General features: G+C 32.0%; 15 protein-coding genes. 11 read left to right on the forward strand and 4 right to left on the reverse strand.

Annotated elements, in window-relative coordinates; all coding sequences use genetic code 11:
- The first annotated feature begins 10 nt into the window (after positions 1–10).
- From NRK67_04305 to NRK67_04330, 6 genes are all read left to right on the forward strand, one after another.
- A complete protein-coding gene (locus NRK67_04305) occupies positions 11–1,204 on the forward strand; it encodes a glycosyltransferase family 4 protein (GenBank protein ID UUV17134.1) in 1,194 nt (397 codons plus the stop codon).
- 14 nt (positions 1,205–1,218) lie between these two features.
- A complete protein-coding gene (locus tag NRK67_04310; GenBank protein ID UUV17135.1) occupies positions 1,219–2,370 on the forward strand; it encodes a glycosyltransferase family 2 protein in 1,152 nt (383 codons plus the stop codon).
- Positions 2,371–2,379: 9 nt separating this feature from the next.
- On the forward strand, positions 2,380–3,363 hold the full coding sequence (locus NRK67_04315; GenBank protein ID UUV17136.1) for a glycosyltransferase family 2 protein: 984 nt from the start codon (positions 2,380–2,382) through the stop codon (positions 3,361–3,363).
- Positions 3,364–3,372: 9 nt separating this feature from the next.
- The gene (locus NRK67_04320; protein ID UUV17137.1) at positions 3,373–3,873 is read left to right on the forward strand and encodes a serine acetyltransferase; all 501 of its coding nucleotides are present in this window, start codon (positions 3,373–3,375) and stop codon (positions 3,871–3,873) included.
- A 146-nt stretch (positions 3,874–4,019) separates the two neighbouring features.
- Positions 4,020–5,825: a WecB/TagA/CpsF family glycosyltransferase gene (locus tag NRK67_04325; protein UUV17138.1), complete on the forward strand. Its 1,806-nt coding sequence runs from the start codon at positions 4,020–4,022 to the stop codon at positions 5,823–5,825.
- 1 nt (position 5,826) lies between these two features.
- The gene (locus NRK67_04330; GenBank protein UUV17139.1) at positions 5,827–6,039 is read left to right on the forward strand and encodes a hypothetical protein; all 213 of its coding nucleotides are present in this window, start codon (positions 5,827–5,829) and stop codon (positions 6,037–6,039) included.
- A 65-nt stretch (positions 6,040–6,104) separates the two neighbouring features.
- Here NRK67_04330 and rfbD read toward each other — a convergent pair whose 3' ends face one another.
- Genes rfbD through NRK67_04350 form a run of 4 tightly spaced genes read right to left on the reverse strand, consistent with a single transcriptional unit; the run spans position 6,105 to position 10,364 of the window.
- On the reverse strand, positions 6,105–6,947 hold the full coding sequence (gene rfbD / locus NRK67_04335; GenBank protein UUV17140.1) for a dTDP-4-dehydrorhamnose reductase: 843 nt from the start codon (positions 6,945–6,947) through the stop codon (positions 6,105–6,107).
- Positions 6,944–7,522, reverse strand: coding sequence for a dTDP-4-dehydrorhamnose 3,5-epimerase (gene rfbC / locus NRK67_04340; GenBank protein UUV17141.1), 579 nt, complete (start codon positions 7,520–7,522; stop codon positions 6,944–6,946). The genes rfbD and rfbC overlap by 4 nt, the downstream gene beginning before the upstream one ends.
- Before the next feature lie 8 nt (positions 7,523–7,530).
- On the reverse strand, positions 7,531–8,394 hold the full coding sequence (rfbA, locus tag NRK67_04345; protein UUV17142.1) for a glucose-1-phosphate thymidylyltransferase RfbA: 864 nt from the start codon (positions 8,392–8,394) through the stop codon (positions 7,531–7,533).
- Positions 8,391–10,364, reverse strand: coding sequence for a GGDEF domain-containing phosphodiesterase (locus NRK67_04350; GenBank protein UUV17143.1), 1,974 nt, complete (start codon positions 10,362–10,364; stop codon positions 8,391–8,393). Before NRK67_04350 ends, rfbA begins: the two co-directional genes overlap by 4 nt.
- Positions 10,365–10,902: 538 nt before the next feature.
- On the opposite strand from NRK67_04350, the gene NRK67_04355 reads away from it, so the two are divergent.
- From NRK67_04355 to NRK67_04375, 5 genes are all read left to right on the forward strand, one after another.
- Entirely contained in the window at positions 10,903–12,426 is a 1,524-nt protein-coding gene (locus tag NRK67_04355; protein UUV17144.1) for a glutathione ABC transporter substrate-binding protein, read from the forward strand.
- A 77-nt stretch (positions 12,427–12,503) separates the two neighbouring features.
- On the forward strand, positions 12,504–13,430 hold the full coding sequence (locus tag NRK67_04360) for an ABC transporter permease (protein UUV17145.1): 927 nt from the start codon (positions 12,504–12,506) through the stop codon (positions 13,428–13,430).
- Positions 13,431–13,445: 15 nt separating this feature from the next.
- Complete coding sequence (locus tag NRK67_04365) at positions 13,446–14,357, forward strand: ABC transporter permease (protein UUV17146.1); 912 nt, start codon at positions 13,446–13,448, stop codon at positions 14,355–14,357.
- A 25-nt stretch (positions 14,358–14,382) separates the two neighbouring features.
- A complete protein-coding gene (locus NRK67_04370; protein UUV17147.1) occupies positions 14,383–15,366 on the forward strand; it encodes an ABC transporter ATP-binding protein in 984 nt (327 codons plus the stop codon).
- A 12-nt stretch (positions 15,367–15,378) separates the two neighbouring features.
- Positions 15,379–16,347, forward strand: coding sequence for an ATP-binding cassette domain-containing protein (locus NRK67_04375; protein UUV17148.1), 969 nt, complete (start codon positions 15,379–15,381; stop codon positions 16,345–16,347).
- Positions 16,348–16,363: the final 16 nt, after the last annotated feature.

A 16,363-nucleotide genomic window follows, 5' to 3' on the forward strand; every position in this document is an offset into this window, starting at 1 on the left:
GGGGAGTTTTATGAAAATAGCTTATTTAGTAAGTGAGTTTCCAGGGATATCTCATACATTTATCTTACGGGAAATAGAGGAGTTAAAAAAAAATAATGTAGAAGTAGTAACAGTATCTATAAACAACCCTCAAAATTTAGAGAAAATGGATGAAAAAGAAAGGCTTTATTACAATAGTACCTTATATCTAAAAAGGGAATTTAAAAAAAATATTCTCAAATATTTTTTTAAGATATTTACACTTCAAGGGGTAAATATATTTTTTTCAACAATGAAATTAAACTATTTTAAAGGTCCTAAAAGTCTTTTAAAAACCATTGGGTATTTCTTGGAAGAGTTGGTTCTTTTAACATATTTAAAAAAATTAGAGGTAACTCATGTTCATATTCATTTTGCCAATCCGGCGGCTTCTCTGCTCCTGCCGATAAATAAACACACAGACATAGATTATAGTCTCAGTGTACATGGGCCGGAAATTTTTTATAATACGGATAAGAATTTATTGGAGGAAAAATTCAAAGATGCGGTTTTTATACGGGGAATAGGATTTTTTTGCAGGAGTCAGATTATGAGGTTTTTAGAAACTAAACAATGGGAGAAGGTTCATATGGTCCCATGTGGAGTGGACCCGGAAATTTATAGTAGATCTCAGCTGCCTAAAAATGAAATAGTTAATATAGTATCAGTAGGAAGGCTCACACCTAGTAAAGGACAGATTATAATCTTGAAAGCATTGAAAAGATTGGTTAAAAAAGGAGTGGATTTTAAGCTTAACATCATAGGTGGAGGGGTTGATGATTCTCTTTTAAAATCTTATACAAAAGAGAATGATTTAGAGTCTTATATAAATTTTTTAGGAGTGAGATCAAGGGAGGAAACTAAGGAAATTTTAAAAGATATGGATATATTTACACTACCATCTTTTGCTGAAGGAATCCCGGTCTCATTGATGGAAGCGATGTCCATGGAAATACCAGTTGTAAGTACCGCAATAAACGGAATACCGGAATTGATTCAAAATGATAAAAATGGATATTTGGTTATGCCAAGTGATATAGAGGGGCTTTCAGAAATCTTTGAAAAATTAATTTTAGATGATGTCCTTCGAAAAAAGATCGGACAGGAAGGAAGGAAAATTATAAAGAATAAATATAATATCTATAAGTCTGCTGATAAAATGGTAGAACTTTTTAAAACTTATTGAGCTAGGGGGATTTTATGATTTTTATTTTCTGGTTACTTTATATAGCTAATATTTTTTCTATATTTTATTTGAGTATTTTATTATTTTCTTATTTATTTATAAAACAGAAAACTTACCCCATTGTAAACACACAGAAATCTTTTAAATTGGCTGTATTGATTCCTGCACATAATGAGGAACTCTATATAGAAAAATGTTTAAACTCCCTTCAGAGAGCTTCTAAGGGGGATAATACGGTTAAATTTTATGTTATTGCTGATAACTGCACAGATAGTACTGCTGGTCTTGCATCGAAATGTGGAGCAGATGTAATAGTAAGGAAGGATGCTAAGAAAAAAGGTAAGGGATATGCCCTGGAATATGTATTTGATAAATTAAAAGATTTTGATTACGACCTCTATCTTATTGTGGATGCTGACAGTGTGGTGGAAGAAAGTTATTTTCTTTCAATCTTTGATGGATATAGAAAAGGGTTTGAAGTGATGCAGGGAGGGTATTTTGTAAAGAACAGGGTTAATACCAAAAATAAATTGATGAATTTAGCACTTTTAGTATTTCATGGGATCAGACCCTATGCCAGGGAAAAATTAGGTGCATCTGTAGGTCTATTTGGAAATGGATTTGCTGTGAGTAAAAAAGTAATCACTGAAATACCATATAGAGCTTACTCTATAGTAGAAGATGTTGAATATCATTTGAAATTAATAGATAAAAATAAAAAAGTTCATTATATTAAAGAGGCTAAATTATATGCTGATTTCCCTATATCTAAAGAGGGGACAGCCACTCAAAGAGCAAGATGGGAAGGAGGAAGGTTATTGATAATTAAGACTTATCTTCCAAAGTTAATTGTTAAATTTTTAAAAGGGAAAGTTAATTTTGTAGAGCCAATATTGGAACTGATTACTCTGCCTATGGCTTATATAGTAGTAATTCTTTTATTGCTGCTCTTATCAGGCTCACCATTTTTTATTTTATTTTCTGTCTATGGTTTTTTACTCATAGGAATTTATGTCATTATAGCAGTGAAAAAATTTGGTGACAGAACGGATTTTATATCTCTTATAGGGGTTCCTTCCTATGTATTTTGGAAGATAATAAAACTTCCCCTGATCTTTAAAAATAGTAAAAAAAATACAAATTGGAAAAGAACTAAGAGAGATTAGGAGGTACTTATGGATATTTCAATTATTATAGTTTCATTTAATACAAAAGATTTACTTATTGAGTGTATTGAAAGTCTGAAAAAAGAGATAGAAAGTTTAAAAAATAAATATCCCATGGCAAAAACCGAGATAATTATTGTAGAAAATGGTTCACATGATGGCAGTGATCTTATGTTGAAAGAACAATATTCAGATTTAGAGCTTTATTTTTCAGAGATCAATTTAGGTTTTGGTGAAGGAAATAATGTGGGAATGAGAGTTGCAAAGGGAGAATTTGTAATTTTATTAAATTCTGATGCTTTTTTTGAAGAAAAGTCATTGTTAAAATCATATGAATTGATGTTAAATAATCCTGATGTTGGAATAGGAGTAGGTAAATTAATAGGGCGTGATCGGGTATTTCAGCCTTCTAAAAGATCTTTCCCCAGCATTTTTAATGACTTTTTTAAATTAAGTGGTTTAGAGAATAAATATCCCACTTCTAAAATATTTGGCCGGGGTGACTACCTCTATGAGTCGCCTGATTTAGAAAGGGAGTGTGACTGGGGGCCAGGAGCATTTAATATCATAAGAAATAAAGTGTTAAAGGAAGTTGGGTTATTTGACGATGCTTTCTTTCTCTATTATGAAGAGGTAGATCTGGCTAAAAGAATTAAAAATGCGGGCTATAGGATCTATTACTGGCCTCAAATAGAGGTAATTCATATAGGAGGAGAATCTGCTAAATCTCTGGATCTAAAAAGAGTAGCTAAATCAGGAAACCAGTTAACTCTTTGGAGACTGCAGAGTCAGTATATATACTATAAAAAACATCACGGATCTTTTATAGCTTACTGTTCAAAATTTGTAGAATCCAGCTGGAGTAAATTAAGGATCCTTAAATCTTCAGATCAGGCAAAGAAAGATTATTTATGGAATCATGTAGAAACAATTTCTGAAGCGTGGAATAACACTAAAGGGGGGAAAATATCACCTCCTAAACCATGGAAGTAGGTGAAAGTTATGTTTGAAAATATAAAAAAAGATTATATGAATCACAATAGAGAGTTTTTTAATGTTGGATTTTCTGCTATGGTAGTCTATCGTTTCGGACGTTGGAGATACAGTATCAAAAATAAATTTATCAGAAAACCTTTTTCTTTCATCTATAAACTCCTTTATTTTAATATAAAAAAATGTGGAATTGAGCTCCCATGCGAAGTCATCTTAGGAGATAATTTTCAAATTCACCATAATGGAGGAATAGTGGTAAGTGGGTATACTCAATTTGGAAATAATTGTATCATAAGAAATGGAGTGACAATAGGAACTGCACGAATTGATAGGATTGAAGCTCCAGTAATAGGAAATAATGTGAATATGGGTACTGGGGCAAAAATTTTAGGCGGTATTGTAATAGGAGATAATGTTGATATCGGTGCTAATGCTGTAGTTTTAAAAGATATACCAAATAATTGTATAGCTGTTGGAATTCCAGCTAGAATAATAAAAAAAGACAAGTAAATACTAATTCCATGAATAGCTGGTATTTTGCAGTGGACAAAAAATTTGCTGAAATTAAATGATATTTTTTATAGTTAATTCATTGATTTTAAAAGCATCTAAAATATTGCAAAAGTTCAGACAATAATTATCGAGGTAGGTGTTTTATGATGAATAATAGTGTAGTTTCTGTATTTGGTTATTTATTTAATAATTACAGTACGCCTGAATTAGCTGCAAAGATAATGGAACATGTAAAAAAAGATAATAAAATACTTTGGCAGATAGTCACTGTAAATATGGATTTTATTGACAGAGCCAAGAGGGATGAAGAACTGAGATATATAATAAAATCGTCTAATATAGTTACTGCTGACGGGATGCCTATCATCTGGGTTTCTAAACTATTTGGAAAGCCTCTAAAAGAAAGAGTTACAGGCTCTGATCTTACACCGTTACTTATAAAAGAAGCTGAAAAAAATGAAGTACCACTATTTTTTCTAGGGGGGACTATAAAAGAGAATGAAATAGCGATAAAAAATCTTAAAAGAGACTATCCAAAATTAAAAACAGGGAATTTTTCACCTGAAGTAAAACCTCTTTTAGCCATGGAAAATGAAGAAATTTTAGAAAAAATAGCAGAAGTAAAACCTAAAATATTATTTTTATCCCTGGGAAGTAAAGCAGAAAAATGGACCAGAATGAACAGACATCAGCTGGAAGAGATAGGAGTAAAAGCCGTGATAGGTGTAGGAGCTACTATTAAATTCTTGGCTGGAACGGTCAATAGAGCTCCATTATGGATGCAGAAAAATGGTTTGGAATGGTTTTATAGACTGATGCAGGAACCAACTCACCTCTATAAGAGATATTCTAGAAATTTTATAGCGCTGGTAGCAGAGGTTGTCCATGAACTATGGAGAAGTTCTGAACAAGAATTCAATGGAATTATTTACAATCGTAGAATCTTTAGTTCACCTATAGTTGAGGACTTAAAAATTCCTGAAAAAAGGGTTTTACAGCTGAAGCTAAAAAATAAAATACAGGTTTATCATCTGAATAAATATAAAAAAAGATTGCATAATCTTATATATGGGGATGAAATCCAAAAAGTTGAGATAGATTTTTTAAGGGTAATATTTTTAGACTCAGCAGCTCTAGGCTACCTTTTGAGAATGAACCAGGAAATGACTATGTTAGGGAAAGAACTGAAAATTTTAAGGATTTCACCACAGTTATATAACTTGTTTAAATTCAGAAAATTAGATGATTTTCTAGACATGGATTTTTATGTACAGAGAAAACCACCAGAACTGGATATAAAATATTTGGAAGAGTATAAAAATAAAGAAATTTTAAATGATGGATTATACTTTTTTAATAAAAGAATTATAGATTTAGCCGGAACCACTGTAGGTTTAGCTTTATCTGCACCAATAGTCATCTTGGCAGGGCTGGCTATAAAACTAGAGGATGGAGGACCGATTTTTTTCAAACAAGTCCGTGTTGGAAAGGGAGGAAAACCATTTTATATTTATAAACTCAGATCGATGGTTTTAAATGCTGAAGAGCTAAAGGTACAGTTAGAAGATAAGGCTGAAATAAAGGGAAAAATATTTAAGATGAAAAATGATCCCAGAATAACAAAAGTAGGTAAATTTTTAAGGAAAACCTCCATTGATGAGATGCCGCAATTTTATAATGTATTCAGAGGGGAGATGAGTTTGGTAGGACCTAGGCCAGCTATAGATCATGAAGTCGGAAAGTACAGCTACGAAGAGTGTGGGAGAGTAGTAAAAGTAAAACCTGGTATTACTGGTATTACTCAGATCAGAGAAAGATTAGATGGCAAATTAAATTTTGAAGAACAGATTAAATACGATTTTGAATATATTGAAAAAAGAAATAGTCTTCTTGATCTCTGGATATTATTTAAAACTGTATATGCTGTTTTAAAAGGATCTGGTGAATAAGATGGAATATACAGTAAAGGTAAAAATAAATTTAAAAGAAGTAAAATTAATTGAAGAGTTGATAAAGATAGAAATGGATAAAAATAAATTAACCATAGAATCTCATAATTTAATTGAATACAATGAAGTTTTAAAAAACTTGTTAAAAAAAATTCAAATGGGACAAATTCATATTTTAGAAGATATTTTAGAGAGTTCAGTGGAAAATGGTTAAACATTTAATCTATATTAACCTAAATTTAAAGACCTAGTAAAATATTTTACTAGGTCTTTTTTTTATTAATGATTAAATTCCTTTAAAAATCTATCTATTCCGTCTTGCCAGGCAGGCATTTTTATTCCTAATATTTTTTCAACTTTTTCGTTTGAAAGTTTTGAATATTTAGACCTTTTAGCTGCTAAATTAAAATCACTTGTTTTAGCCCGTTCAAGTGTCCCTTTCCATCCAATAGAATTTAAGATATACTTAGCTTGGTCAAATTTACTTGCTTCACCACTATTTGTTATATGATATAATCCGTATTTATTAGTTTGGATTAATTCCCATGAAAATAGTGCCAGATCGTAAGAATATGTAGGAGAAGATATTTGATCGTCTACAATACTCAATTTTTCATTATTTTTTGACCAGTTAATAACTTGCTTATTGAAGTTATTGTTTCCCATACCAAAAACCCAGGAAGTTCTTATAATATAAGATTTATTGTGTGTAATTGATACCAGTTTTTCCCCCTGAGCTTTGGTTTTCCCATAGATGGATAATGGAGAAACTTCATCGGTTTCGATATAGGGAATATTTTTGTTTTCTCCGAAAACAAAATCACTGGAATAAGTGACATAAACCGCATCTATTTTGTTGGCTATTTCAGCTAATATATTCGGTGCAATTGTATTCAATTGATAACATAGTTCTTTTTCTACCTCAGCTTTGTCTACATTATTATAAGCAGCACAATTAATAATATGGGTAAAATTTTTATTTTTAATAAACGCTTCAAGATCAATTTTATTGGTAATATCAAGTTCTTTGTGATCAGTTGCAATATAATCAATGTTCAGATCAGTAAATAGTTTTTGAAAATCCTGGCCTAATTGTCCATTAGCTCCTGTAATTAATATCATAACTTAACTCCTTTATTTAAAAATTCTTTCAATGATTGTTGTACCTTATCTTTCTCTGAAAGTAACAACTCGCTTTCATCTATGTTATATTTTTCAAAATCCCAGTTAATATTGATATCTTCATCGTTCCAAAGTATTCCTGAATCAAATTCAGGAGTGTAATAGTCTGTACATTTATATTGAAATTCGGTGTCATCCTCTAAAGTTAAAAATCCATGTGCGAATCCTTTAGGGATATAGTACATCTTTTTATTTTCTGCACTCAAGAGAACCTTATACCACTGGCCGAAAGTTTTACTCCCATGACGGAGATCTACACCTACGTCTAAAACAGCTCCAGAAATTACCCTTACCAATTTACCTTGGGGATTTTTGGTTTGAAAATGTAACCCCCGAAGAACTCCTTTTTTAGATTTAGAGTGGTTATATTGTACAAATTCATCACTTATACCCAGAGCTTCGAAATCCCTTTTAGAATAACTTTCTAAAAAAAAACCTCTATCATCTCCAAATATGGTTGGTTCAATGATTATAAGTTCATCTATTCCTGTTTTTATTTTTTTAAATTTATTCATAGATCCTCCTACTTTATCAAATTCATTAAATATCTGCCATAATTTGACTTCAACAATGGCTTTGCTAACTCTACTACCTTTTCTTTATCTATCCATCCCTTTAAATATGCTATCTCTTCTAAGCAGCTAACCATAATCCCCTGTCTCTTCTGGACTGTAGAAACAAAGTTAGCTGCATCTAATAAGCCTTCCTGAGTTCCTGTATCCAGCCATGCCATACCACGGCCTAAGTTGATTACGCTTAAGTTCCCTTCATCTAAATAGATTTGATTTAAGGATGTTATTTCTAATTCTCCACGAGGAGAAGGTTTAACTTTTTTAGCTTTTTCTATGACTGTATTGTCGTAAAAATATAGCCCCGGTATAGCAAAATTTGATTTAGGTTTTTTTGGTTTTTCTTCTAAAGATATAGCTTCTCCATTTTCGTTGAACTCAACAACACCAAAGTCTTCTGGATTATTAACTGGGTATCCGAAGATTGTGGCTCCCTTTCTTTTTTCAAAAGCACCTTTGAGCTTACCAGTTAATCCATGACCGTAAAACACATTATCTCCTAATACAAGAGCACACGGGCTATCCCCAAGAAATTCCTCTCCTATTATAAAAGCTTCGGCTAAACCATTTGGAGACTCTTGTATGGCATACTCCAACTGGATTCCATAATCAGATCCACTTCCTAATAATTCCTCAAAAACACCTATATCACGAGGTGTAGAAATTATTAACACTTCTCTAATTCCTGCTAACATAAGCATAGAAAGAGGGTAGTAGATCATAGGTTTATCATATATGGGATTTATTTGTTTACTGATTGCTTTAGTTATAGGGTAGAGCCTTGTCCCAGATCCACCTGCTAATACAATTCCTTTCATAAATTTACCTCCATATGTTTATTAAATTTAGTATTTAATTTTTTTAATTTCATCAGATAAATCTCATTTTCTAATTTATCTAAAACAATTTCAAATTTTTCAGGTTTGCCTAAATAGTATCCTTGAAAAGTAGAGACCCCTAAATCCATTAAAAAATTGATTTCTTTTAGTTCTTCTACCCCTTCGGCTACAATTTTTAGGTTTAAATTTTTACCCAGCTGGATTATTGTCTTTATAACATTCAGATCCCTATGAGTTTTAAACATATTTACTACAAAAGATCGATCAATTTTCAGAGTTGTTACAGGCAATTTGGCCAGGGAGGATAAAGACGAATACCCAGTTCCGAAATCATCGATAAGAAAATTTACTCCCCTATCTTTTAAAGTTTCAATTTTTTTTATAGAATTATCGATTTCCTTTATAAAGTTATCTTCTGTTAACTCAAATTCTAATCCATCCAGGTTATCATATTTTTCGAGCATCTCTTCCAGGAAGAATTCTCTATTGAAATGAACAGGAGATATATTCAGTGACACCTTTGTTTTTAAAAACTGAATATCTTTTTTTACTTGTTTTATTAAAAACTCAGTAAGGGAGATTATCAGGGAGGATCTCTCGGCTATAGGTATGAAATTTATAGGAGAAATCATTCCTTTTTCCTTATGATTCCATCTCATAAGTGCTTCAAATTCAATGGTTTTATCTAAAACATCTATTTTAGGCTGGTAATAAACTTCAAATTCATTGCTATGAAGACCTCTTTGAATATCTAATTCCATCAAAGCAACCTCTTTTTCACTATTTCCCTTTATAAACCTCAATTTTTCAAATAAAACTCTCAACATAGGGTTTAGGTTAGTTTCACGATCCCATTTTAAAAAGACTTTACGAACGGTCATATGTAACTCTCTTTTTTTCATAAAATCATATTTCTTTAAAAATAACTCAAACCTTTCTTCTAATTGTTCTATTGTTCCACCAGATAGGGGTTCTTTGACAGCAACCAAGAATTGATCTCCATTGAGCCTTATTATTTCATCTGTTTCTCTAAAGGCCATTTTTAATACGTCAGCAAGTTTTTTTATCATATCATCACCTACTTTTGTCCCAAATTCTTCATTTATATAGGTCATGTCCATGATGTCAAATAATCCCACAAACATTTTTTTATCTTCAAGTGGTAGGTCATTTATGATTTGATTCATCCTCTCTATCCCTTTTTCTCTTTTTAGAACTCCGGTGAGGCTATCATAACTGATATTTTTAAGAAAGTTTTCCCGAATTTTTTTCTGCTCCTTCATATTTTTAGATATTATTAATATAAATAATAATAATATTAATAACATCAGCAATGTATGCAATATTTGGTAAGAAATCTTTTTAAAGATGATTTTGTTTAAATTAGTTATTGTCATATCAGCACCAGATATATATTTTCTGCCATCCTCAGCTGTTGATATAAGATATATTGATCTATATTTACCAAGGTTATCAGAGCTGTTGATATATATGATATCCTGGTTGTTAAACATATCGACAGTTTCTTCGATTGAATCATCCTCAACGTCTTCGAAAGTAAACCAATAAAATTGAGAGAGATCTTTATTTTTAAAATATTCAAGGTATTCTTTGCTGGATCCACCAATAGAAGTATATGTAGGCATATTATCTTCAATTATAATAGTATATAGATAGTCAACTTCGTTTATATGAGCGATCTCTATAAGTTTTTGTGAATTTTTTAAAATTTCATCTTCACTATATGACTTATTGTTCATTCCATGGAAATTGTAGTTATCTCCTATATAAAAAGGCATATTTTTTGCAGTTTTATAAAGGTTTTTATCTATTCTTTGGAGCTCTTCATGGTATAGGGTATTAGTCTCATAGTAAATATCCAGCAATACTCCAACTAATAAAATTAGGAAAACATATGTGGTGTTTATTTGTATTTTTTTTAATTTCATAAGAACTCTCCTTAAAATCAGAGATATAAGAACCTTGATTTTTTCATTTATTCTATTCAGATCGCAGTATAATTTTGAAACCTTAATAATTATTTATACAGATTTTTTTTTTTTTTCCTCTTAGAACAAAGAGAAAATATAGTTATACATAAACTAAATGTAATTTCAGGAAAAAATAATATAAAGATGGAATACAGAATTCCTTATAAAACTCTAAGAAATGAAATAGTAAATTAAAATAAATTTTGAATTTAATTTATTTAGAGGTAAACTTTAATTATAAAAAGTTTTTTTTAGAAAAATAATATTTATTTTTAAAATATGATCTGTTCAACAAATATTTAATTTTAAATGTTGATGGATTACGAGTGTTATTTTTTTAGTATATACTCTTAGTTCGTTACAAAAATTCGGTAATTATACAAAAAAGTAAGGAAATGAAACACTTATTTTGTTTTTTTGTTGACAAATTAGAGGAATTAGAGTAATATTATCTTAGAAAGAGCTTAAAAAAATAAGAGGAAATAGGGAGGAAAATATGAAAAAAGTTTTATTATTAATTTCATCATTGGTTGTCTTATTAACATTAACAGCCTGTGGTGGCGGGGAAAAAGAAACTAAGATAAAAGATACTGTGGTGGTAGCTCAAGGGGCTGACGCTAAATCATTGGATCCGCATGCATCAAATGACCAACCATCATCTAGAGTATCAGCACAAATTTATAATGGTTTAGTATCAACTGATGGAGATATGAATATTGTACCTGCATTAGCTGAATCATGGGATCAGCCAGATCCTAAAACAACTATCTTCCATTTAAGAAAGGGAGCAAAATTCCACAATGGAGAGGAATTAAAAGCATCAGACGTTAAATTCACAATTGAAGGAATGCTAGCTTCACCAACAGTTCATCATATTATAGAAGCTGTGGACAAGGTTGAAGTTATAGATGATTATACAGTTAAGATCATTACAAAAGAGCCATTTGGACCATTATTACACCATTTAGCACATACAGCATCTTCTATCTTAAATGAGAAAGCTGTCACTGAAGCTGGAGATGACTATGGACAACATCCAGTAGGAACAGGACCATACGCATTTGTAAAATGGGATTCTGGAGATAAAATTGTATTAAAAGCAAATGAAGATTACTTCTTAGGAGCTCCTAAAGTTAAAAATGTAATCTTTAGAAATATAACTGAAGGTACAAACAGAACTATCAGTTTAGAAACTGGTGAAGTAGATATCGCTTATGATATTGAACCTATCGATAAAAATCAAGTTAAAGGTAATGAAAATTTAGACTTGATAGAAGAAGAATCATTATCTATGGCATATATCGGGTTTAACTTCGAAAAAGCACCATTTGATAATAAATTAGTTAGACAAGCTATTGGGCATGCAATAGATGTAGATATCATCATCGATGTAGTATTAGATGGTGCTGGATCAAAAGCAAATTCACCTATTGGACCAAAAGTATTTGGTTATGATAAAGATGCAAAATCATATGAATATAATCCAGAATTAGCTAAGGAATTATTGGCTGAAGCAGGATATCCAAATGGTTTTAAAACTACAATCTGGACAAACGATAACCCAGTAAGATTACAAATTGCAACTATTGTACAGGATCAATTAAAGCAAGTAGGAATAGAAATGGCAGTAGAACCAGTAGAATGGGGAGCTTATTTAGATGGAACAGCAAGAGGAGATCATGAGATGTTTATCCTAGGTTGGGTAACTACTACAGGAGATGCTGACTATGGATTAAACGCCTTATTTAACAGTGCAAATATCGGTGGAGCTGGAAACAGATCTTTCTACGCAAACAAAGATGTAGACAAATGGTTAGATGAAGCTAAATCATCTACAAATCCAAAGGAAAGATTAGAGCTATACGCTAAAATTCAAAAGCAAATCATGGAAGACTTACCGGTAGATCCATTATATTACCAAACAATGAATGCTGGTATCAATAAAGATGTAAAAGGATTTAAATTAAATCCAGCAGGACATCATAAGATCTACGGAGTGTATTTTGATCAACAAAAATAATCTTAATTGCCCTCTGAAATAGTTAATTTTAGAGGGTAATTTTTTTAAGAAATAAATATAAAAATCAGGGAGGGAACATGCATAAGTATATATTTAAAAGATTATTATTATTGATACCTGTTTTATTAGGTGTATCATTTTTAGTATTTTCAATAATGTCATTTACGCCTGGAGATCCGGCACAACTTATCTTAGGAGAAAGTGCTCCTAAAGCACAGGTGTTAGCACTCAGAGAGGAAATGGGATTGAATGACCCATTCATAATGCAGTATGGAAGATTTGTTCTAAATGCAGTACAGGGAGATTTTGGGAGATCGTATACAAGTGGTAGAGAGGTATTTGGAGAGATATTCCAAAGATTTCCAAATACGTTGATTCTGGCAATAATTGGTGTAATAATAGCCATATTAATTGGTATACCAGTAGGGATTATATCAGCCACAAAGCAATATTCTATAATGGATAGTGTTAGTATGATCGCAGCTCTTTTAGGTGTAGCCATGCCGAACTTCTGGTTAGGGCTTATGTTAATTTTATTTTTCTCAGTGGGACTGGGGTGGCTTCCATCAGGTGGATTTGGAGGCTGGAGTAGTTTGATCCTTCCATCTATTACATTGGGAACAGGAGCAGCAGCAATAATTACCCGTATGACCAGATCATCTATGTTAGAGGTAATCAGGCAGGATTATATTAGAACAGCTAGAGCTAAGGGTGTTACAGAGAAAAAAGTTATCAACAAACATGCTCTTAAAAATGCATTAATCCCGGTAATCACAGTTGTAGGGTTACAATTCGGATACTTATTAGGTGGAGCTGTACTTACAGAAACTGTTTATTCTTGGCCTGGAGTGGGAAGAATGATGGTAGAAGCTATTAGAAGTAAGGATACACCAGTTGTACTAGCAGCGGTTTTATTCCTTGCTACAACGTTTTCGATAGTAAATCTATTTGTAGATATCTTATATGGATTTGTAGACCCTAGGGTAAAATCTCAATATAAATAAAAGGAGGATTTAATTATGTCAGAAGTACTAAGCAGTGAAAATATAGAGAAAAATTCTTCTGTTGAAACTGTAAATAAAAAGAGAAGTCAGATGGCTGAAGTATGGAGAAGACTGAAAAAAAATAATATGGCTATGGCGGGTCTTGCAATTTTAGCAGTGATAATATTATTGGCTGTTTTTGCTGATGTTATTGCGCCATATGACAGTGTAGCAATCAAGCAAAATTTAAAGGATAGATTACAGAGCCCAAGTGGAGCACATATTTTTGGGACTGATGAATATGGTAGAGACATGTTTGCCAGACTTATTCACGGTGCCCGTGTATCACTTCAAGTCGGAATTTTAGCTGTTGGAATTTCCATAGTTCTCGGTGGAACATTAGGAGCCATAGCTGGTTATTATGGCGGTAAGTTAGATAACGTTATTATGAGAATCATGGATGTTTTCCTTGCGGTACCTAGTATCTTATTGGCTATTGCAATCGTTTCAGCACTTGGACCAAACTTATTTAATCTTATGCTTGCAATCAGTATATCTTCAGTACCGGGATACGCAAGAATTGTAAGAGCATCTGTAATTTCAATAAGAGATCAGGAATTTGTAGAAGCTGCCAAAGCTATTGGGGCAGATGATTTTAGAATTATATTTAAACATATCATACCAAATGCACTTGCTCCAGTAATTGTTCAAGGAACATTGGGAGTAGCAGGGGCAATACTTTCTACAGCCGGACTTAGTTTTATAGGGTTAGGTATTCAACCACCTGCACCAGAGTGGGGAGCAATGCTTTCTGGAGGTAGACAATACCTTAGATATGCACCTCATGTAACGACTATTCCGGGTATAGCAATAGTAATTACTATCTTAGCTTTAAACTTAGTTGGAGACGGGCTTAGAGACGCATTAGATCCAAGATTAAAATCATAATTAAATAAAAAAGGAGATACACTTTATGAGTGATAAATTATTAAATATAAAAGATCTTAGTATTCAATATAAAACTGAAGACGGAGTAGTAAAAGCAGTAAATGGTATCAATTTAGATTTAAAAGAGGGAGAAACATTAGGTCTGGTAGGAGAAACCGGGGCCGGAAAAACAACTACAGCTTTAGGAATAATGAGATTGATCCCAAATCCTCCAGGAGAAATAATGGGTGGAAATGTTGAATTTGAAGGAAGGGATTTATTGTCACTTTCTGAAGATGATATGAGAGGAATAAGAGGAAATAAGATATCTATGATATTTCAAGATCCAATGACTTCGTTAAATCCAGTGTTGAGTGTTGGGGAACAAATCTCAGAAGTAATCTTAATTCATCAGGATATAAATATTGAAACAGCAGTTGATAAAGCTAAAGAGATGCTGGAGTTGGTAGGTATTCCAGGAGCAAGATATAATGATTATCCCCACCAATTTTCTGGTGGAATGAAACAAAGGGTGGTAATTGCCATAGCTCTTGCATGTAATCCTAAATTACTCATTGCAGATGAACCTACAACAGCCTTAGATGTTACTATACAAGCCCAGGTTTTAGATCTGATGAATAACTTGAAAGAGAAATTTAAAACAGCTATGCTTATGATAACACATGATCTAGGTGTAGTAGCTCAAGTTTGTGATAAAGTAGCAATAATGTATGGAGGAGAAATTATAGAATATGGAAAGATAGAGGACATATTTGAATCTACAAAACATCCATATACAATGGGATTGTTTGGTTCTATACCAAATTTAGACAGTGATGTTACTAGGCTTAGCCCAATCAAGGGAAGTATGCCAGATCCGACAAATTTACCTTCTGGATGTCCATTTCATCCTAGATGTGATAAGGCAAAAAATATTTGTTCTAGCAGAGTACCTAAACATACAAGTATTGATGGACACAGAATTAAGTGTCTGATGTTTGAAGAAGACATTAAACAAGAATGGATATAGGGAGGAATAAAGGTGGCAGATAAAATATTAGAAGTAAGAAATTTAAAAAAACATTTTAAAACTCCTAAAGGGATGCTGCATGCAGTAGATGGAGTAAATTTTTCTATAGAAAAAGGAAAAACTCTGGGAATAGTAGGCGAATCTGGTTGTGGTAAATCTACAACTGGAAGGGTAATTCTCAGGTTATTAGAAGCTACAGATGGGGAGATATTTTTCGAAGGTCAGAGTATAAGAGAATTTGATAAAAATCAAATGAGAAAACTAAGAGAGGATATGCAGATAATATTCCAGGATCCATTTGCCTCTCTAAATCCTAGAATGACTGTAAGTGAGATCATAGGAGAACCCTTAATTATTCATAAATTGGTTAGTAATAAAAAAGAATTAAGTAGTAAAGTAAAGGAATTAATGGACTTAGTAGGATTAAGTCAAAGATTATTAAATACATATCCCCATGAATTAGATGGAGGAAGAAGACAAAGAATTGGTATAGCTCGTGCACTGTCATTAAACCCAAAGTTTATTGTCTGTGATGAACCTGTATCGGCATTAGATGTGTCTATCCAAGCCCAAGTTTTAAACCTTATGCAGGATTTACAACAAAAATTGGGATTAACTTTTATGTTTATTACCCATGATCTTTCTGTAGTTAAACATTTTTCAGATGATATTGCAGTAATGTACTTGGGTCAATTGGTAGAGAAAGCACCATCTGCTGTACTGTTTAAAAATCCAAGACATCCATATACAAAAGCTTTACTCTCTGCTATTCCAGTAGCAAGCTTAAAGCATAAGATGGATAGGATTGAGTTGCATGGAGAGATAACTTCTCCGATAAATCCAGAAGAAGGATGTAGATTTGCAAAGAGATGTGCATATGTAAGACCTGAATGCAGTCACGGAGATCCTGCATTAAATGAGATTTCAGACGGGCATTTTGTAGCATGTCATCTCGTGGATAATTTAGTACATAATAGATAGAATTAAAAAATAAAAA

The organism is Fusobacteria bacterium ZRK30, from assembly GCA_024628785.1.
Taxonomy (GTDB): Bacteria; Fusobacteriota; Fusobacteriia; order Fusobacteriales; family Fusobacteriaceae; genus Psychrilyobacter.